We start from the raw sequence: 20320 nt of genomic DNA, 5'->3' as shown, positions 1-20320 counted from the left end.
ACTTCTGACACAACCTATACCCATATCAAAAATAACACGCTTATCATATATCGAGATTTGAGATGAATTGAGACTGTTGTTCTTGTTTTACATCCACCTTTATCATGTTTATTGCTTTGTCCAATAGTAGACTTGTATCTTCATATGAAGTTGTTTTTGCAATAATAAAACCAAGACGATGTGATGCATTTTTAGGAACGTGGATTTGGTCTCCTGCTTTTGAAGTAAGAGTAACCTGCTGTATTCCATCTAAATTCTTAACTTGATCGACTCCTAAAATTTCTACTAATTCACCCGGTTGATCGGAAACGATAAAATGAATCCCCGCACATCCTGTATGGTTTATGTTGAAAAGCGGTTTTTCACCGATTGCACTCTTAGTTTGCAATTCCAGCAAATCAACTTCTGCAACAGCTTGGATTAATTCCGGAATCATTCCGCCTGCAGGTCTAGCATTTATTTCAATGATTGCACAACCTTTATTTGTCCATTTTATCTCTGTATGTGTTACGCCATTGACAAATCCAATAGCTTTTAATGCTGCTGATACTGTCTTAGTCATTTCACTTTCTAAATCACCCGGTAATCGTGCAGGAAAGATATGCTTGTATTCAATAAAATACGGATATCCTTTCACATGTTTTTCTGTAATACCAACACAATTTGATACACCATTCCACGTAAACATTTCAACACTATATTCTTGATCATGTAAAAATTCTTCTACTAGAACTACTTTAGAAGGTGCTTGTCCACGAGCATTATGAGTTTTATTAATAATTACGTGGAATTGTTTGAGTGCTTCTTCTTTTGTTTCACAAACACGAACATCGTTAGAACTGCTTTCGTCTGTAGGCTTAACTACACATGGCAGACCGATTTTTAATAGTTCTTCTTCTAACTCTGCAACAGAATGAATAGCGCTAAATTTTGGTTGATTTATTTTCGCTTCTGATAAAGCAAGCCGTGTTTTATACTTATTGCGGCAGAGGCTGAGTACATCCGGAGGATTTCCGGGCAGATCAAATATCTTCGCTAGTTCTGAAACAATGGTTAAATAATACTCACTTGTTGTCATAATTCCGGCAATTTCTTCAGAGGTGAAGGTTGATTTGATTATTTGGATTAAATCAGTAACAGAGTTTGTATTACAGCTTATAATTTCACATCCTGTTCTATTCAGTCCCACATAAACATCTTTACGCTGTGTTAAAAAAACAGGCTCATACCCCCATAGCTTCGTCTTATTCAATAAGATCATTCCGGTACCTGTTGTATTAGACTCCACAAACAATATTTTTTCCTCATCACTTATCACTCCATTACGTAACAACCACTAGTTTGAGACCATATTTTTAAAACGAAACGCCAAATCATTTGATGATATCATTTCTACTTGTTCAGGAAACGTGGAGTTCCTGGCACAAACTGATAACTTATACCTGTCATCAATTTCATACTGATAAAAACACCAATTTTCTTTGTCAGTATTGGTCTGCAATCTCATTTTCTCATCAACTAGATTGATCGAAAAGGACTGAGGTGGTATTGATAATCCCTTGCCAACTGCTTTTATATAACTTTCCTTTAATGTCCACACCTTGTAAAAATGCGCCAATGTGTTTTCTTCTGGTTGTTCATCTAATTGTGTCTTTTCTAATTGTGAAAAGCAGTAATCTGTTATGGCAAGATCAATTGGTACCATTTCTTCAATATCAATTCCAACAGGTAACGGATCAAATGCTGCTACTACCCAATGACCTGAATGAGATAGATTAAACTGAATTTGAGGAAATCCGCATATTGCAGGTTTACCGAACTTATTTTTAACAAAGTTGATTCTGTCATTTCTTAATCCCCATTTTTCGATCATATAGGTACGAACAAGCAACTCACTGAATATCGAACGTAATTGATCTTCGCGAAACTTAAAGTGACGAAGCTTTTTTCTCCTATCAGGACTTAAGTAGCCGCTTAATCGATCACACAAGGTCTGATCAACATTTTCAATTTGCACTGCAACAATTTCCATTTACCTTAACCTCGAAAGTTATTTTCACAAAATGATTTTTATCAAAGTCAAAAACGAATATGTTTGTTGAATGAGACTGTTTATTTTACTCATTGCTTTTCACGGTAAAAAAAGATGTCAAACGATGGTAGATATACTGCTGTAGTTTTTTATCTTGAGAGCGAATGAAAAAATGATCACCATGATACATTTTCACCACTACTGTACCTGTTGTTAATTCACTCCATTTTTCCAAACTTTCCATTGAAGTAAGATTATCCTGATAGCCACCAAAGATTGACATCGGACATTTTAACGGCTCTCTATTAATAAAGTTATATGTATCACAAAGTTTAAAATCTCCTCTAAGAAGAGGTTCGTATAGTTCAAATGCCTCAGGATGTTCAAGAATTTCCTTTGGAGTCCCTCCGAGAGATCTCAGCTTTTGTAGAAACATGTCTCTTGGCATATTATGAAGGGATGGTTGCTGATTCTTCAGGTGTGGTGCACTTTTTCCAGATAGAAACAGATGGGTGGGTGAAATTCCATTGTCTTGTTGTAGTTGATGTGCTAATTCAAATGCTAAGAGCGCTCCCATACTGTGTCCAAAAAAGGCAAAAGGTGTATCTAAGTTTTCACGAATTTCGTGCGATAACTTAGAAACTAGATGATCCATTTGACTAATAGGCATTTCATTGAATCTTGTCTCCCTGCCTGGCAAAATGGCTGCATACACTTCAATATCCTCATTAAATTCCCAATGTTGATAAATCGAACTTCCACCACCGGCATACGGAAAACAAAAAAGCTTAATTTTCGGGAAAGCTCGAGGGTTTCTGCACATAAACCAGGAAGAACAGGTGTTGCCCATTTGCTTCTCCACCTTTTACAGATAAATAATATTGATTTTTCAGGGAACTAAATAATTATTTTAATATTCTAAATTATAAACCAACTGGAAGAAAATGAACATAATGCCAAAGTATGGGGATTGATTATACAGAAATAGGTATTTCTCCTAGTTATTTTTATACTCATTTTACTTTTTATAAGCAAAAAGAAACGGGTTATTCGTTATGAATATCACAATGAAAAAGGCATTACGTCCTATATTAAACAGATTAAAAATAATTCTTTTATTAAATAAAGGACCTTAAACATCAATGAAATATCAGAAATATAAAGATCCACACCTATTTCTTATAGGTGTGGATCTTTATTTGAAATTACCCAACAAGTTTTTTACAAACTTTCCATCCGGATTTCTCTACCATATTAGTGTAAAAGTTATGATCCAATTCAATACCGAATCCGGGTTTATCAGGCACTTCCACCTTTCCTTCCTTAATAATGTAGCTAGAAGCATCGATTCCTTCAACTTTTATTTCATCCCATTCTATGAATAAAAAACCTTTAATTAGTGGAGCTAAATGACCCAACACATAATTTCCATATACACACCCATAACTGTGCGGTGCTGTATATACATTTGCTCTATCCAGTTCCTGACCTAAATTTATCCACTTATGAAAACCATAGTGAAGGATGTCATACTGTATTGCATCTAAATATCCCTGTTTCGCCCAATCGACTATTTGTGGTGCGGCATCTCCTTCACCATCTGTTACAAGTACATTCAATCCCTCATTTTGAATCCAATTCTTTAAGTTTTCAAGAAGAGGTGGATCTTCATGAAAGGCTTCTTCGATCCATGTGATGTTAGAATGGGCAGTTGCCTTCAGAACATATTTAGTAAGGTTTAGGTTATATCCATTATTAGCGTCAATCATAATTTTAGCATCTGGACCTACTGCTTCTCGAACTCCATTTATAATGGCAATGTCTCTTTCTGTCCCTTTATCGACAGGCATGTGCATAGCTCCGCGACCAACTTTAATTGTGTATGCTCGATGTCCCCGTGCTTTTCCTTCTAATGCCTGCGATTGAATAAGTTCTATCGCATCATCGTCGTCCTGGAGGTGGAGGTCATCAAAATAAAGAGAAGTATCATAGCATGGAACACTTATTTTTAAATCTGTGTCGCCTAATAATAACTTATATACAGGCATGTTCTTTATTTTTCCTAGCCAATCTAATAGGGGAAATTCAATATCATAATAAAGGGAATTTACTTCTCCATTATGATTAAATAACTCCCCAACTTTTTTACCTAAAAGTTCCTGTGCTCGTTGTTCATTTATTCGAGACTACCCAAAACCTTCATGCCCTCCTATTGTTACCCTGACAAGGTCTAAAGGAACACTATCTCCATGCACACCTAGGCGTGCATTACATCCTGCTGCACGTATTCTTTTACCTGGCAGCTTGCACCATTCAATTCGCTCAATTTCTTTATTGGCTATATTTAACATATCCATATAATTGCCTCCTTTTGACTTAAAATATCCATCTATTATTAGTTCCTGTAATGATATAGATTTAAAAAATTTGCTTTTGATATAGTTAGAAGGTTAAATTTTGCATAATTTATCTAAAGCAAAATCATAACACCAGAATCCGCATCACTTTCTATTATTGCTATCACCTCTTATAAAAATATAGTTACTATAAAAGTTGTTTTATAACTAAAAACATTGTTCCAAAAGACACAGTTCCTTTATAATCGTTCTCCTATTTATATTTATGTTCCATTTATCAAAATAAGCTAATATAAATCTATAAAAGTCGTTATAAAATACTTCACTTCCTTTCATTCGATTCTATAACTGTACGCAAGAAAATGTTCCGTGAAAGATAACAATTTTTACAGTAAGCGCTTTCTATAAAATATTCATTCGATAAATTGCAAAAAAGACTGTAAGGTGTTGGAACACTCTACAGTCACTACTTTTCAAGGTTGCTTCTACACTCAAATTTTTTCTCGATAAAATTATTTGAACCTATAATTCTCATTATAATTGAACAATTCTACCTTTCTCATTCGATCTATTTGCCGCAAGGGTCACATGTAATGTCTTAAGTCCATTTTCATAGGATGATAGAATGTAATCTTTATTGTTCGTTTTAACTGCGTCAATAAATGCATGATCTTGTATTTCATAGAAATCAACCTTTGACGTATAAGTTGTTGTATTTTCTCCATCTATGATCGTTACATCCGTTCCATTCACTTCCACTCGGAAACCATTTCCCATTACTTCCAGGCCCATTCTGTGATCAGGCTGTGTGAGGGAACAATCTATATGTCCTACCGCATCCGTTGCAAACGTAACATTAATAGATGAAACATCAGGGATATTCATTCCCTGTATATCTTTTAAGACATGTAGATTCATATCAGCGGAAACCGAAACGATTTCTCCTGCTAAATAACGCATTAAATCTACAATATGGGTGGCCTGTTCGACAAGCTGTCCTCCTGATTTCTCCATTTGCCTAAACCATGGCGTTTTGACAAAGGAGGTTAAATAATAGCCTCTTACCATGGCAATCTCTTTTCCTGACAAAAATTCTTTTGCGATTGCAACAGTATCTAAGTAGCGTAAACAATAGCCTGTTGCACATAGAATACCGGCATCCTTGATTGCTTCTAACTTTTTCTCGACGGAATTCATATCCAATCCTACCGGCTTTTCAACCATTAAATGAATCCCAAGGCGTGCTGCCTTCTCCTCCATGTCACCATGTGCAAATGGAGGAACACAGATAAATAAGGCATCCAGCTTCTCATGTGAAAGCATCGCATCGAAGTCTGTATAGGCAGTTGCACGATATTCTTCTCCTGCTCGTCGTGCATTTTCCTCAGCAATATCGCAAACCGCAGCAACCGTTGCATCCGGGTTCTTTGCAATGTTTCGCAGGTGGACAGCACCTATTCCTCCTACGCCAACAAATCCAACCTTTACTTTTGGCATCGTTCTCCCCCTTAAGGTTTTACACAGAAGACTCTCTGCTAGATTGATAGGTTGAAAGAGAGCGCTTCTGGTCCACTTCGTTAACGAGTCACCATATCTTGCATGTTAAAAATGAACTCCAGATTCCTTGATGTATCAACAGCTAATGGTCGAGGATCAAGTTTGTATGATGTGATTTCAGCTGTTACCGTGTCATGGTAGCCAATTTCTTTTAGTGCTTCAATAACATTTTGCCAATTGACATCACCTGCGAGTAATGGGACAAATCCGGTAATGTTTCCAACAGATGTATTAAAATCTTTAACATGTATCTTTTTGATCCGATGCCCTAAGATTCGAATCCATTGCTCAGGGTAGCCGAACTGCAAGACATTTCCCACATCAAAATAAGCTCCAGCATAATCAGAATCTAATTCATCAATGTAGTTGACCATTTCTAATGGTGAAAGTAAAAACTTATTCCATACATTTTCAATTCCAATCGTAACGTTGTTCTTCTCTGCCAGTGGAAGCAGTTTTCTAAGTTCAGTCTGACTGCGCAAATAGCATTCAGAATAGGTTATTATTTCTGTTACAACGCCCGGGACAACTAAAACGGTATCAATTTCCATCACGGTCGCTAATTGAATTTGTTTTTCCACCACGTTTCTGCCTTGCTCCCTAATAGCTTCATCCGGGTGACTAAGTGGATATTTCCATAATAAACCTGTTGATAGACTTTTCAGTTTTAAATCATAGGCAGCTGCAAGTTGGACAATCTGCTTTGCTTCCTCTTCGGTTGTTTCCATTGTTAGTCCTATACCGCCAGTATCATAAACATTTAATTCCACTGCGTCAAAGCCTGCGTCACGACTATATTCAAATACTTGTTCAAGTTGAGTTCCCTCTGGATAGCACCATTGATTGATCCCTTTTAACATGTAAAACCACCCCTTCATAAAAAGAGGTCATCCCCTTAACTAGAAATGACCTCTACAATTTTTTAAATAAGAGAAACTGGTTGTTTCTTTTCGGAAGATTCATAGGCTGCGATTGCTACTTCTAATGCTTTTAGGCCATCTTCACCAGTGATAGACGGATCCCGTTTTTCTCTGACGGTTGTGATAAAATCGGCGACTAACTCTTCATCCATATTGTCTCCCCAGAAATCCCACTGTGCACCTTCCTCATTACTATAGACAGCTGTTTTCTGTTCAAAGGCATCTACTGTTAGAGTCCCATTTGTGCCGACAATCTCTAATGTCACATCTCCCCATGTCGGGTAGGTTTTATTACGGGACCAGCTGCAATCTAATGTAGCAAACATGTTATTATCAAATTCCATTGTCAATAAGCCACAATCATCAATATCATAATCCGAAATTTTGTTATCAACTTCAGCATAGACCTCGGTTACTTCTGCACCTGTATACCAACGAATCACATCAACGACATGGACCGTGTGATCGATGACAGCACCGCCACCTGATTTTTCCTTATCGACAAACCAGCCTCCCGGATTTGTTCCACGATTGGTTCCTTTAATCGCAATGATTTTCCCAAGCTCGCCACTATCAATGATTTTTTTTGCGTTTACGATTGGCGTGTTAAATCTTACCGGAAAAGCCGTCTGTAGAATAACATTATTTTCCTTACATACCTGGATCATTTTTTTCGCATCTTCCACTTTTGAAGCTAACGGCTTTTCACATAAGATATGAATCCCTTTCCGGGCAGCACTTACAACATGCTCCATATGAAGACTGTTTTCAGAGGTAATAATAACAGCTTCTATATCTTGATCAAATAATTCATGGTAATCAGCATAGTGCTTCGTTTCAAATTGAACAGCTACCTTTTTACCGCGTTCTTGACTGTCATCTGCAATTCCAACTAGTTCTACTCCGTTTATTTTTTGTAAGGCACTAGCGTATCCGTATGCATGACCATGAGCAAAACTAATGATCCCGACTCTCATCGAATAACCTCCTTTACTTTTACCTCATGTAAGACAACCGGTTTACCTGTTTCAATTGACTCTAAGGCTGCTAAAGATATTTCCATTGCTTTCACTGCATCTTCTGCCGTTACAATTGGTTGATCGTTATTCTCGATACATTGTATAAAATGCTGCAGCTCTATAAAATAAGGATTATCTTTTAACGGACTTTCAGGAACAGCAACACCATCTGTACTGCTGTTATTCCGTCCAGTCACAACAGGCAGTACCTTTGAGCTATCAAATTCAATAATTCCACTTTTACCAGCAATTTCGAATTTCGTTGTAAAGTTTTGATGGGCCCAGGTTCCCTCCACATGTGCAATAACACCGCTTTTGAATCTTAATGTGACGAGCGCATATTCTACTCTTGAATACACACGCCCCTTGCTGCTTTTCGCGTATACACGTTCGACTTCACCAAAACACCATCTTAAGTAATCAAAATCATGGATAATCATGTCTAAAACCAAGCCGCCGCTGCTGTTAAAATCAGCATACCAATCATTTGAGGCATTTGGGAAACCGCCACCTCTTGACGTTCTGACAACTGCCGGAGAACCGATTTTATTCGTATCAAGTAATTGCTTTGTTCTAACATATTCAGGGAAAAACCGTACAACATGCCCAACAAACAGCTTTACATCTTTTTCTTGACAGTAAGCAATCATTTCCTTGGCATCTGTCAATGTTCTTGCAAGAGGCTTTTCACAAACAACATGACTGCCTTGATCAGCAACCTTTATCAAGTATTCCTTATGAAGCGGCGTCGGCAAGCAAATGGATACTACATCAATTTCTCCAATACTTGCTGCTGCCTCCTCATATGTACGAAATGCTTTGGCCCCAACCTGCTCTGCCAACTTTTGTGCTTTCGGATAATTAGTATCAACAATACCCACTAACTCGACGTTTGTTAATTTTTCGTAGGCCTGAGCATGAACAGTTCCCATTGTTCCAGCTCCAATAACAAGTGATTTAAACACAAGCAACTCCCCTTTAACCTTTTAAGTTAGAACAATTCTTTTTACATATTTATACTTGGTTCAGTTCCTTCAATTAGAAAAAATAAACCTGATGCTCCCATCACACCTGCTCTTTTCCCTAACACCGTTTTACTGATCACAACATCTCTGCTCATTTGAGTGATGCTATTTCCCCTTACATATTTTTCAACTGTAGGTAAAATAAAGTCTGACATATTCATGATTCCGCCCCCAAAGACGATGGCCTCGGTATTAAATAAATGGATTAAGCTCGTTAAACCTGTCCCTAAATATTCACCAACTTCATGAAGTAATGAGATGGAAAAAAGATCACCTTTTTCAGCAGCTATTGCAATCTCTTTATTTGTTACTGTTGATCCTGTTTTCAAATCATGCAGCAGGCTGGTGGAATGCTTTAGTCGTTGATTTGCCAGCCTTGCAAGTGCTGTACCTGAAGCATACTGCTCTAAACAACCTCTGTTTCCACATCCACATCGTTCACCTTTATGAACAATGGTGATATGTCCAAATTCACCTGCACTATCATGGATTCCAGTGATCAGTTTCCCGTCACTAATAATTCCCGCCCCGATACCGGTGCTCACGGTAATATAGATAAGATTTCTTTTTCCAATACCTGCACCCCAAATCCATTCGGCAACGGCAGCGGAATTCGCGTCATTACAAACATGAACCGGAAGATGAAAGTGATCTTCAAGCAAGGCTCCAATCGGATAGTTTTCCAATCCTAAATTATTGGCATAGACTATATTCTTTCGCTTCGAATCTATAACACCCGCCGAAGCAACGCCAATTCCTCTTAATCTACTCTTATCTACGTCCTCGATTAATTGTGTAATTGCGTTAACTAGAATCAATGAAATATGATCTGCATCTTGTTTAGAAGTTTTGCATTCCAATTCCCTTATTACTTTTCCATCAACCGAGACGAGCGCTACTAATAATTTTGTTCCTCCTAAGTCCACCCCGATTGCTAGATCTTTTTTCTCTAAGCTCATCTGTATCCTCCTAAGCCATTCTAGTAACCTATCTTCTAACACCTTGTAAAGCAATTCCTGAAATGAGATGTTTTTGGAACAGAATAAACATGATCAGCATTGGAATTGTTGAAAGCACAGCTCCAGCCATCAGTAACGGATAATCAGTTGAATATTGTCCTTGGAATGCAGCAATTCCAACTGAAAGAACTCTCATATTCTCAGAACTCGTCATCACAAGCGGCCAGAGGAAATCGTTCCATGCTGCAAGGATAGTGAAGATCCCTAGTGCAATGAGTGCCGGTGTTGCATTTGGAAGAATGATTCTCCAATAGATCCCGAACAATGAACATCCATCCATCGTTGCTGCTTCGTCAAGTTCCTTTGGTATCCCCATAAAAAACTGTCTTAACAAAAAGACACCGAAGGCACTAAACATACCTGGTACAATTAATGCATAAAACGTATCAATCCAACCAAGCTGTGTTAAAATCGCATAGTTTGGAATTAATATAACTTGTGGAGGAACCATCAACACAGATAGAATTGCAATAAAAATGGTATTTTTAAAAGGAAATGTTAATCGGGCAAAGGCAAATGCAGCAAGCGAACATAAAAACAACTGTGCGATCGTTCTGCCAAGTGTTAACGCAATTGTGTTTATATAATATTTCACAAAATTAACACTCTCGAACACTTCAGCATAGTTTTCAAATTTCCATTCTTTCGGTAAAATGGTTGGCGGTACCTGCATAGATTCTCCAAATGTTTTCAGCGAAGTGGAAACCATCCATAAAAATGGTACAATCATGATAAATGCCCCGAAAATCAGCAATATATGATTACCTATTTTTAACTTCATATGTTAACAACTCCTTTTTATCCATCATAGTGAACCCACTTCTTCTGGAAGACAAACTGAATGATTGTAACCGCCAAAATAGCTAAGAATAAGAGGAAGGCTTGTGCAGAAGCCATGCCCATTTGTGAGTACTCAAAGCCTGTCTCATATACCCCGAACACAACTGTCCTTAATGGATCTAACAGGGCCGTACTTTCCCCTATCATGATATAAATTAAATCAAATACTTGGAGCGAGCTAATCATTCCTGTAATGAAGACAAAAAATAAAGTTGGTGTGATAAGCGGCAGTGTTATGTTGAAAAACTGCTTCATTTTTGAAGCACCGTCAATTTGAGCTGCTTCATAATAGGTTTTATCTATTCCTTGTAATCCAGCCAGAAGGAGAATGACATTATTTCCGACCGTCATCCAGACGTATACTAAAATAACGGAAATCAGAGAAATATTTGGATCAAACAACCATGACGGTTGTGGAAGTCCTAATGAACCTAACATGTAATTAATGAGTCCATATTCCGTGTTATATAGCCACTTCCAAACCATTCCAACTGCGACAGGCATCGTGACAACAGGTAAGAAGTAAAGGGTACGATACACGACCATTCCTTTGATTCTTTGGTTCAGCAGCAAAGAGATAATAAGAGCAAAAATAACAGAAAGCGGAACAGAGACAATTGTAAAAACGATCGTATTGAGTACTGAACGAATAAAGGATTCATCATTTAGTAAGGATATGATATTTTCCAGCCCAACATATTCTGCCCTACTAATGCCATTCCATTTCGTAAACGAGAGAGCAAAAGACGCAATCGCCGGAAACATATAAAAGACGAAAAGGCCAAGAACAGTCGGAGCTATAAATAGATATGCCCAAAATACTTCTTTATTCGGTTTCTTTTTTCTCATCTTAGGTAAAACCGGTTCCTGTCTTTTCTCTGTAGCTAACGAATTTTCCAACTAAATCTCTCCTTCCGTTTAAGATTTTCTGTTCTCTTCCCTTTATTCAATAAAGCGAAGAGATTAGACAGCCAGATTGAGAAGGGATTTAGTCATTTTCATATGTGATAAACCCTTCTCAAACTTCTATTATTCTTTTTGTTCTTCTTCCAATATGGCATTCATTTCTGTACCAATTTTTTCTAACGCCTCGTCAATTGTCTGTTGACCTAAAAAGGCTGCCTGAATTTCTTTTGTTTCAACATCTTGCCATTCTGCGGTACGTTTTGATACTGGATAAGCAGCTCCTGACTCTTGTGCATCAATAAAGACTTGTAAATCCAATGATGGTAATGATTCTTTCCAAACATCACTCATCGATTTAATTGCCGGGATTGAAAAACCTGTTTCAGCAATTACGCGGTTTCCATCTTCATTTGATAAATACTTAACTAATTCCCATGTTAAGTCTTCATCTTTTGTTTTTTCATTCATTGCCCAGCCAATACCATGGACAATCGTTGCTTCCTGCTTACCTGCCGGAAGTGGTGCAACTCCGACGGAATCTCCTAATTCCTCCGTATATGTAGAGGCCTTAACATTAATTGCCGGTATCATTGCAAGTTTATTTGAGATAAATAATTGTTCAACTTCTGTTTCAATTTGAGATTGTGTGGATGGAGATATACCTTTATCCTGTAATTCTTTTAAAAAGGTGAAAGCTTCTTTAGCCTCTGGGGTGTTAAATCCTGAAGTTGTTTTATCATCACTGATGACATAACCGCCTGCCTGGTGCATTAAGTTGTAGTAACCCGGCTGACTTGATACAGTATGTGCGGCATAGCCATATATGCCTTTGTCAGGGTTCGTTAATTTTTCACCGGCAGTTTTTATGTCTTCCCATGTCCATGATTCATCCGGATATTCTACGCCTGCTTCGTCAAAAATTTCTTTATTGTAAAATAGACCAACAGCATCAACAAAATAAGGGGCAGCGTATAACTCTCCTTCTAATGAATAAAGATCAACAACAGCCGGGAAATACGTATCTTTGTTAAATGAATCATCTTCGGAAATAAATGGTTCAAGGTTTTTAATTAAGCCTTGTGTTGAATATTGATAAAAGTTCGGACCATTCATCCAGAAAACATCCGGTCCACTTCCGCCACCTAAACTTGTTTTTAATTTCGTCCAATATTCTGCAAAAGGTGTATATGTGACATTTACTTCAACATCCGGGTGTTCTTTCTTAAAGGCTTCAATTGAGGCATCAACTGCATCGCTTGCATTTTCATCCCATAATGCAACCTCAAGCGTTTTCTTATCTTTTCCACTACTAGAATTCGAACTACATGCTACTAAAGAGATAACCATTAATGTTAGTACGATCCAACTAACGATCTTTTTCATTTTTCCCTGCACCCCTTTATATACTTTGATTTACAAACCAAAACCTAGAGTAATGTTGGAAAACGATCTGTTATTCTAAGATGTAGTGTCATTCTAGTAGTACCACCCCCTTAAAAAGTTGAGAAATTTTAAGAAATTTCAAATTTAAACTTTCCATGAAGCAGCACAGCTGCCGATCCGAGTAATTCAAAATCCGGACCAAGTGATGTACTTTGGATGTTAACCCGATCTCTTAATACCGGAATGACCTTACTTGCTACCATTTCATTGATTCGTTTTAAAAGCTGCGGATTGTCTTGAACAATACTTCCACTTAAAATGACAACTTGTGGATTAAACATATGAACAATATTTGTTACGGCAATAGAAAGGTATTTCACAACTTCCTCTAAAATTTCCACTGCCAATTCATCTTGACGGTTAACAGCCTCAATAAATGTCTTAGGTTTGATTTTGTTAAAATCATTTTGGGAAAGCTCTTTAATGATAGTATTAGAACCAGTCGTGATGATCGCGGATACGATTTTTGAATAGATGGTCGGCCAATTTGTATAGTTTTCTAGACAACCTTTGTTGCCACAATCACACTTCACCCCGTCTTGAACAACTGTTGTATGACCAAATTCTCCTGAGCTGCCAAGAAAACCGCGGTAAATCGAACCATTTATTAAAATACCGGATCCTACACCATCCCCAATTGTTACATATAGCAAATCTTTATAATGACTAAATGATCCAAAAAAGTTTTCTGCTAAGACATATGCATTTGCGTCATTATCAACGAAAGTAGGTAAGCCAATTTTCTCCTCAATTATTTTTTTCAACTCAACGTTATATAGTTTCAATTTTGAGTTATAGGAAATAACCCCCTTATTCGCATCCACAATCCCTGGAGTGATAATTGAAATCCCCTGGCATTTTTCAAGGTCCTGTTTATTCTTTGTAAAGCTTTCAACAATTTCTAATAAAAGGTGAATCATCTCATCCCCTAGGCAATTGTTCGTAGGATGTACTTCTTTTTTTAGAATGTTTCCTTCAAGATCCATATCCGCAATTTTAATAAAAGAGTTGGTGATCGATACACTAATGACTGAGTGGGCCTTCGGATTAAAGCGAAGTAATACCGGCTTCCTTCCTCCGCTTGAACTTCCCACTCCATCCTCAAAAACAAGCCCTTCATTTATGAGCTCAGCTACAGCAGATGTAACCGTTGTCGGACTCACCTTAATGGCTTTGGCGATTTCAGTCCTTGAGATTGCGCCACGCTTACGAATTGTATCCAGTATTAGTGATCGATTTAACTCCTGTATTAACCTTAAGTCCCCTGTTCGTTGAATTTCCATTTATATATCCTCTTTTCAAAACTTACTTTTTCCAGTGCCTTTATTTAGTTTTTCACATAAGAGTTTGCATTATATGTATAAAGCCCCTGCTTCGCCCTTATTTATGAGCTTACATGGTGATTTTGATGATTTCGACAAGTTTGTAAGACTTCCTCACAACTATTTTTCATCAGTTACTTTTTCCAGTGCCTTTATTAAGTATATTAAATGATTATACCTTAAATGTAAACGCTTTATTTTTTATTTTTTTAATTATAGATATTTCATCATTATCTTGTATTTCCTCTAATCGACTTACCTTTTTCCTTTATTCTTATTGAAAAACATGATCAAATCTACTTTTAAAGAACCAAAAAAACCTTGAATAGCAAGAGCTAATCAAGGTTAATATTTTATTCGTATCTTTTTCGGCTAAGGTCTTAGTTGTGATTCAAGAATGTAGCCTTCCCATTAACCAAGGTCTTTGTCGATAAGGACCAATTGGGATTTGAATGAAGCTTGTTTTTCCTAGAGAATCCAAGTTGTAAAGTTGATCGCTTAGATTAACGTCAAAACCAAGGAGAGGGTGGCCACCCATCTCAAGGGCTGATGCTGCTAATAATAATCTTTGGACGAGCATCCCCGCTTCCATCTGTTGAATTCGATATCCTCTGTAGCCGAGTGAATCCTTCTCGTAATCCTTGTCACCGACAACATGTATGGTGATCGGTACTTGCAGGAGATTTACATTACCTAAAGGCATACCGGATTGCAGCATGAGCCTGTGGTCCCCTGGATTTACCAGACGCAATGCGTGTGCACTGTTGTCATAGAAATAAGCTCCATTAGGGATTCCTTCTATATTATACAAACAGGCAAAAATAGAAATACGTGTGTCAGTTAAATATCTTCCGTCTATGTCATTACGATAATAGAAAGATGCTGTCGCCTCATTTAGAAGGTGGGCAAGTTGGTTTAGACTTACCTTACCTAAAGTGAAATCCATATCAGGTGACATTCGCTTTTGACAGGTAGATTTGAAATCATACGAAAGGCGTTTAACCAGTGGTAAGGGTATCACCTTTCCCTCAACTCTTCTATTCTCCTTTTCCTTGATCCATCGAAACCTAGTAGAATCAAGTACGGAAGCTTCATTCATTTTTAATAACATCGGAAACTCTTTCATTCTCTTTGATTTAACATAATGTTTATGGTGTATGGCAGGTAATTCTAGTAAAAGGTCTGCAGCTGAGACAATCATACCATGACGGATTCCTGACCAAATGGTTGGCTCTATTGATAACGGAATGACGGCATATATGCTCTCTTCTTGTTCCACGAGCCCAAGAAGATGGTTAATCGCACGATCAAGATATTGATAGTACACACCTGATTCAAATCCAAAACGCTTAGCCACTTCTAATAACTGCCCCATCAGTACACCTGTGTCTAACCCTTGGAGTCGGTAAGCAAAGTTATTGTACTTGAAAAAGTTTTTCCAAAACATCGTGGAGATAAAAACTGTGCCAAAGCAAGATGTAAGATCACATTGGTATCCGAGGGTCCGGTTAAGATATTCGTCAAAATTGCCTTTACGCAATAAGACTAAGCGGTGGTGTGAAGGATCAAAATGATAAACACCTTCAGGTAAGTCGTCAACTTTTAAATAGACGTATAATTCGTTTGGATACAGCCCTCCACCTGAAGGAGCAAACCTTCTATAAGATTGCATGACTTCCAGATTATTCTCGGTCGAATCCGTCTGGAAAACTGATTGGTTAAATTGGGTCATCCCATAAACATACCAAAGAAAGTGACCGATTTTCCTATGATCAGGCTTTTCTGGAGCATCCTGGCCTTCCAGCGATAATGGGATATCCAAAGAAAGCGGGATTTCAGCTAAGTCATAGTAAAGCTTGTAAGCTAGGGGGCCATCTTCCCAATCCACTTCCCAGTTTGGTATACTTGCCTTGTCGACGTCAAAATGGAGATTGTGCAAAAACTCATCAAGATTCATCCTTCCGTCCTCCCTTCTTATGGAAACGGATGTGGAAGTGGATTAAGCTTTTCATATGTCAGTGGTTCTGTCGTATACCCCAGTTCCTTAGGGACCCGCAATATCCGCTCTAAACCTGATACGCGCTTTAGATGATGCCCAAAGGTCATCGGTAGCATTCCGGGTATCAGCACTTTTACACAATGTAATCTGTTTTGTTTAAGTTCAGGTGTAGTCTGATCAACGACAATGACATCCAAGTTTACGCTCCGTAAAGCTTGAAGGATATCTTGAAGATCTTCGGTCAGATCAGCATGGTTTGACTTCCACTTGAATACTTCGTTAAATGTTTTTATCGGAGATTTATTGTTAAGTAAAAAATGCAGCCGTTCTTCGGCTTGTGGTAATCCATACAGCATACCATGGTCATCCATTTGTTGGACTAAGGAAGAATCTTGTAACATACGCACATATTCTTCTTTGTTTGCCTCCAATTTCTCATCCAGTGTCAACATCATGCCAGCCAGCTCATGAACAGCGGTTTTCACAGCCCGCACTGGATCCAAATGAGCCCCGGCTGCGCAGATTAGGTTTAACCCTTTTTGCTTTTTGTTTTTTGCTAATGCCACAACGCTTGGAATTCCGTGTTCCATTGTAGAGTTATATACATACAGATCATATCCTCCAACTGTACTCATCCGCTCAATCATCAACTTTAGTTCTTCATCTTCAGAGGAGTATGGATCGATACGTGGTAAAGATAATTTTGCGTACCAGGTCATAAGAAACGAATCACGCTCAACCACTTCCATAATGCCGTAAAAAATCGCTTCTTCTAAACTTCCTCCTAGTGCACATCCGTTTGACGTTTCATAGACAAATCCTCGTGATCCACACCCCAAACTGTAATAAGCAAGTAACTCCGGGATGAGAATCGGTTGCTCAATCAAAAGAGAAAAGCCCCAGACCCATTTCATTGGACGGTCAGGATCAAATTTTTCAAAGGGGAATCCCGGGCGTTGATACTGTTCTGTCTCATGTACACCAACCGATTTTGGATTTAAGGCTTGATCTTTTACATTTTTATAAGAGTCATATACCTTCGTCCGTTTTCCACGGGGCTCAAGGCCGCAGTATCGTTCCAATCCTTCTAAAATGGCCGTTAACTCACTTTGAGCATAGGAATTTGTACGGCCGGCTGTTCCTTCATCTCCCTCAAATAAAGGTAAATTGACACTTACATCCGCAAATGGAGGCACGAGATTAAACATCTTATCATTAAGCAGACCTGTTCGAGAATCAAGATAGTCTTTAGCTAACACGTTTTTCAGATCATCTAATGAACGTGTACGATAACTTTCCATACTGATTTTCGGACTTTGCTGAAGGGAAATTCGAGCTAATTCCGGTGAATCATCAGGTATGGAACTACATACCGTACATTGTGGGACGTGCAGGAAGGAATGCCATGAACTCTTCAATGTTTTTAGGTTGATGAAACCAATCCTCTTCTCTTCTTGAGAATGTTTTTCTTTTATAAACCTTTGAATCTCTGTTTTAAGGAGATAGACCATCTGTAATAATCCTGTCCGCGATATCCAGGCTTCATGTTGAGTTTTTCCAGTGTCCTCTAAACTTTTATGCATCTGCCACATTTCTCTACGATGTCTTCCGGTTATAATACGGCGCTGATCGGCGCATTGAGAACAACCTGGAATTTCAGGATAAACCAAAGGCCCGACAACACCTTCTCCAAATGATACACACCCCCGAAGCCATGGGGTATTGCTTGCCCGATACACAACTTCAGCGATTTGATAAATAGAGGGATTCCATTCATCATGCAAGACAAGAGCTAAATCAATGGTTTTCGGTACGACTGAATCAACATGTGTCTTTCGAACAATCAGAAATTCTGAGGATAGCTCCTTACAAAAAAGGTCTGCCAGTAAGCCTTCACCAACAACCAGCAAATCAGCACTCACCATCATTCCTCCTCTCGAACCACTACACCAAATATCCCTGCTAAACCTTCTTTTATAATTGGCTCTAGTTCAAGTTCAAAAATATCAAGTCGCTTTCCATTTCGGCCCAATACTTCCTGTGCTGATTGCAAAAGCAAAGAATGTTTCTGAGATTCACCATCAGGTATATTAAGTTGCTTTTGTGCTTTTTCATTAAATAGTACGGATGCTGCGGTTAAACCTTGAAAATTTATCGGATCCTCATTGTTTTGTAATTTATAAAGAGCCTGTTGCAATGCGTTTCTTAATGAACGTGTTAGATTCGTATCTACACTTCCATACCATCCATTTTTCGTCCCAATCCACACTGCAGGGAAGCCATGGACTTCCTCTCCTAATCCAATCAACGGCTCACCTTGAATCGTTGATAAGGACTGTAAATAAAACCTGCATCGTTCATCTTCTACTGTATTCAACTTGATTCGAGTAAGAGAATCGGTATTGTTTGTCTGGCTTCTTTTCATCTCCTGTACTAAACACTTTTGTAACCCACGATAGACACTTTCCGTAAATGTTTCACCTGCACCAATTTGAACATTTGTTGGCAGATCAAGCATGGCCGTTAATCGCATTGCGTATGCTTCAATTCCAAAGAGACCCGCTTCCCTTCTAGCTTCCTCGTGCGTTAGTCCCGAACTGATGACACTTTGCAACAAATCAGCAGGTCCATCAGACAAGGGATCTGTTGGCTGAACCCGGCACTGTGCTAACGGAAGCTGCAGCAAATCTCCCTCATTCCAGATATGGAAAATCCCTGTTGCCTTTGATGTTAACTTATTGAAAAAAAGAAGTGATTTTCCTGTTTCTTCTCTTTCCAGATCTCGCTGGATTCGTTCATCAAAATCGTCTACAGTTCTAGTTACCTTATTTCCACTACATATCGGATGAGGAAGAAATGTATGCCAGATTCCTTCCAACGTTTCTAAATTCAGTAAAAAGGTTTGATTATTCTTTTCCCGCTCCGTCACCCCGGTAATGTTCTTAAACAATTCAAAAACAATGAGATTAGAAAGCATGGCCCCGGCTGTTGTGGAAAAAGAAGAAATTCGATTTTCTTTAAAGAGTTCTGTTCGGTGAAGCCTGCGCCATGCAGATTCCCAACAATACTCTGAGCTTGGTAAAACGACAGGCCCCGCCATCCCAATCTGTTGTAAACATAAAGCAGGGATAAACACTTTCTTTTCTTCTCTACAAATCGTATGGAGAAGTTTTAGCTCTTCTACATTCCCTTCTTGTGACACGTATAATATATAATCAAAAGGCTTCACAATCTCTCTCCAAGTGCTTAGTGAGATCTCCTCGACTGCAACCTCCGAATCGTTTTTTCGGGCATGTGCCATGAGTTCATGCAGCCGCTGTATATTTGTCTGTTTCCTATCTGTTATGAGTATTTGAAACTTAGGTAACCCAGATTCTAGTAATGCGGAGATCAATGAAACGAACATATCTCCTGAACCAACTGCCAATGCTTTTACCTGACGATACGTCTGAAATCGAAACGCGGCAGAATCTACAAAACTATCAATAAATTCAATTTGTGAAGCATACTTTTTAAGGACATGTTCAGGCAATTGATACGGATGGTCGCGACTTACATCTTTAACAAATCCGTTTTGATACAATGTTTCAGCAATTTCGTACACTCGATCACGATAAGGTCCTGGTAATCCTGTTGTCAAACTCTCTAAAGTATTTTCTCCATTGAACATCGGTATTAGTTTCTCAACCCACTTATCAATCATACTGCCTTCCATACGAAACGAACTTACATTATTCCGAAAATATACACCGCTGTTAGCTTCAGGGAGAAAAAACGTGTCCCTTTTCACCTTCAGACGCATAGAAGGGTATAAGTTTGTCATATCGATCCTCCTTAGCTGTTGCTACCAAAGTCTTTCCATTCATTACTACCATCCTATG

17 protein-coding genes are annotated in these 20320 nt (G+C 38.3%); all 17 read right to left on the bottom strand.

The window, feature by feature from the left end; translation table 11 throughout:
* Window positions 1-43: 43 nt before the first annotated feature.
* Window positions 44-1288, bottom strand: a complete 1245-nt coding sequence (locus AC0L8O_RS09395) for an ATP-grasp domain-containing protein (protein WP_473448791.1) — start codon at window positions 1286-1288, stop codon at window positions 44-46.
* Window positions 1289-1336: 48 nt separating this feature from the next.
* Window positions 1337-2032, bottom strand: coding sequence for a 4'-phosphopantetheinyl transferase family protein (locus tag AC0L8O_RS09390; RefSeq protein WP_473447578.1), 696 nt, complete (start codon window positions 2030-2032; stop codon window positions 1337-1339).
* An 85-nt stretch (window positions 2033-2117) separates the two neighbouring features.
* On the bottom strand, window positions 2118-2882 hold the full coding sequence (locus AC0L8O_RS09385; RefSeq protein ID WP_473447575.1) for a thioesterase II family protein: 765 nt from the start codon (window positions 2880-2882) through the stop codon (window positions 2118-2120).
* 355 nt (window positions 2883-3237) lie between these two features.
* A complete protein-coding gene (locus AC0L8O_RS09380; RefSeq protein WP_473447574.1) occupies window positions 3238-4080 on the bottom strand; it encodes an enolase C-terminal domain-like protein in 843 nt (280 codons plus the stop codon).
* Window positions 4081-4218: 138 nt separating this feature from the next.
* Complete coding sequence (locus AC0L8O_RS09375; RefSeq protein ID WP_473447572.1) at window positions 4219-4389, bottom strand: hypothetical protein; 171 nt, start codon at window positions 4387-4389, stop codon at window positions 4219-4221.
* A 534-nt stretch (window positions 4390-4923) separates the two neighbouring features.
* Complete coding sequence (locus tag AC0L8O_RS09370) at window positions 4924-5886, bottom strand: Gfo/Idh/MocA family protein (protein ID WP_473447570.1); 963 nt, start codon at window positions 5884-5886, stop codon at window positions 4924-4926.
* Between the two features lie 80 nt (window positions 5887-5966).
* Window positions 5967-6806: a sugar phosphate isomerase/epimerase family protein gene (locus AC0L8O_RS09365; protein ID WP_473447569.1), complete on the bottom strand. Its 840-nt coding sequence runs from the start codon at window positions 6804-6806 to the stop codon at window positions 5967-5969.
* Window positions 6807-6868: 62 nt separating this feature from the next.
* A complete protein-coding gene (locus AC0L8O_RS09360; RefSeq protein WP_473447566.1) occupies window positions 6869-7843 on the bottom strand; it encodes a Gfo/Idh/MocA family protein in 975 nt (324 codons plus the stop codon).
* Window positions 7840-8850 carry a Gfo/Idh/MocA family protein gene (locus AC0L8O_RS09355; protein ID WP_473447564.1) on the bottom strand — a complete coding sequence of 337 codons (1011 nt, stop codon included), beginning with the start codon at window positions 8848-8850 and terminating at the stop codon, window positions 7840-7842. Before AC0L8O_RS09355 ends, AC0L8O_RS09360 begins: the two co-directional genes overlap by 4 nt.
* A 41-nt stretch (window positions 8851-8891) precedes the next feature.
* Complete coding sequence (locus AC0L8O_RS09350; protein WP_473447562.1) at window positions 8892-9869, bottom strand: ROK family protein; 978 nt, start codon at window positions 9867-9869, stop codon at window positions 8892-8894.
* Between the two features lie 28 nt (window positions 9870-9897).
* A complete protein-coding gene (locus AC0L8O_RS09345) occupies window positions 9898-10710 on the bottom strand; it encodes a carbohydrate ABC transporter permease (protein ID WP_026560420.1) in 813 nt (270 codons plus the stop codon).
* Window positions 10711-10727: 17 nt separating this feature from the next.
* Window positions 10728-11618 (bottom strand): carbohydrate ABC transporter permease, encoded by an 891-nt coding sequence (locus tag AC0L8O_RS09340; RefSeq protein ID WP_473448790.1) that lies wholly within the window; start codon window positions 11616-11618, stop codon window positions 10728-10730.
* A 180-nt stretch (window positions 11619-11798) separates the two neighbouring features.
* The gene (locus AC0L8O_RS09335; RefSeq protein ID WP_473447560.1) at window positions 11799-13058 is read right to left on the bottom strand and encodes an ABC transporter substrate-binding protein; all 1260 of its coding nucleotides are present in this window, start codon (window positions 13056-13058) and stop codon (window positions 11799-11801) included.
* Between the two features lie 128 nt (window positions 13059-13186).
* Window positions 13187-14401 (bottom strand): ROK family transcriptional regulator, encoded by a 1215-nt coding sequence (locus AC0L8O_RS09330; protein WP_473447558.1) that lies wholly within the window; start codon window positions 14399-14401, stop codon window positions 13187-13189.
* Window positions 14402-14831: 430 nt separating this feature from the next.
* On the bottom strand, window positions 14832-16397 hold the full coding sequence (locus AC0L8O_RS09325; protein WP_473447556.1) for a SagB family peptide dehydrogenase: 1566 nt from the start codon (window positions 16395-16397) through the stop codon (window positions 14832-14834).
* Window positions 16398-16414: 17 nt separating this feature from the next.
* Window positions 16415-18361 carry a TOMM precursor leader peptide-binding protein gene (locus AC0L8O_RS09320; RefSeq protein WP_473448787.1) on the bottom strand — a complete coding sequence of 649 codons (1947 nt, stop codon included), beginning with the start codon at window positions 18359-18361 and terminating at the stop codon, window positions 16415-16417.
* A gap of 2 nt (window positions 18362-18363) precedes the next feature.
* Window positions 18364-20262 carry a putative thiazole-containing bacteriocin maturation protein gene (locus AC0L8O_RS09315; RefSeq protein WP_473447554.1) on the bottom strand — a complete coding sequence of 633 codons (1899 nt, stop codon included), beginning with the start codon at window positions 20260-20262 and terminating at the stop codon, window positions 18364-18366.
* Window positions 20263-20320 lie beyond the last annotated feature (58 nt).

The sequence above is a fragment of the Metabacillus sp. KJ11-3 genome, from assembly GCF_055808295.1.
The sequence above is the reverse complement of the archived record's forward strand: the minus strand, read 5'-3'. Positions and strand labels throughout refer to the sequence as shown.

Excerpts from the sequence above, each read along its gene's own strand:
- AC0L8O_RS09390 (WP_473447578.1), bottom strand. The coding sequence starts at position 2,032 with ATGGAAATTGTTGCAGTGCAAATTGAAAATGTTGATCAGACCTTGTGT.
- AC0L8O_RS09385 (WP_473447575.1), bottom strand. The coding sequence starts at position 2,882 with ATGGGCAACACCTGTTCTTCCTGGTTTATGTGCAGAAACCCTCGAGCT.
- AC0L8O_RS09380 (WP_473447574.1), bottom strand. The coding sequence starts at position 4,080 with ATGCCTGTATATAAGTTATTATTAGGCGACACAGATTTAAAAATAAGT.
- AC0L8O_RS09375 (WP_473447572.1), bottom strand. The coding sequence starts at position 4,389 with ATGGATATGTTAAATATAGCCAATAAAGAAATTGAGCGAATTGAATGG.
- AC0L8O_RS09370 (WP_473447570.1), bottom strand. The coding sequence starts at position 5,886 with ATGCCAAAAGTAAAGGTTGGATTTGTTGGCGTAGGAGGAATAGGTGCT.
- AC0L8O_RS09365 (WP_473447569.1), bottom strand. The coding sequence starts at position 6,806 with ATGTTAAAAGGGATCAATCAATGGTGCTATCCAGAGGGAACTCAACTT.
- AC0L8O_RS09360 (WP_473447566.1), bottom strand. The coding sequence starts at position 7,843 with ATGAGAGTCGGGATCATTAGTTTTGCTCATGGTCATGCATACGGATAC.
- AC0L8O_RS09350 (WP_473447562.1), bottom strand. The coding sequence starts at position 9,869 with ATGAGCTTAGAGAAAAAAGATCTAGCAATCGGGGTGGACTTAGGAGGA.
- AC0L8O_RS09345 (WP_026560420.1), bottom strand. The coding sequence starts at position 10,710 with ATGAAGTTAAAAATAGGTAATCATATATTGCTGATTTTCGGGGCATTT.
- AC0L8O_RS09340 (WP_473448790.1), bottom strand. The coding sequence starts at position 11,618 with ATGAGAAAAAAGAAACCGAATAAAGAAGTATTTTGGGCATATCTATTT.
- AC0L8O_RS09335 (WP_473447560.1), bottom strand. The coding sequence starts at position 13,058 with ATGAAAAAGATCGTTAGTTGGATCGTACTAACATTAATGGTTATCTCT.
- AC0L8O_RS09330 (WP_473447558.1), bottom strand. The coding sequence starts at position 14,401 with ATGGAAATTCAACGAACAGGGGACTTAAGGTTAATACAGGAGTTAAAT.
- AC0L8O_RS09325 (WP_473447556.1), bottom strand. The coding sequence starts at position 16,397 with ATGAATCTTGATGAGTTTTTGCACAATCTCCATTTTGACGTCGACAAG.
- AC0L8O_RS09315 (WP_473447554.1), bottom strand. The coding sequence starts at position 20,262 with ATGACAAACTTATACCCTTCTATGCGTCTGAAGGTGAAAAGGGACACG.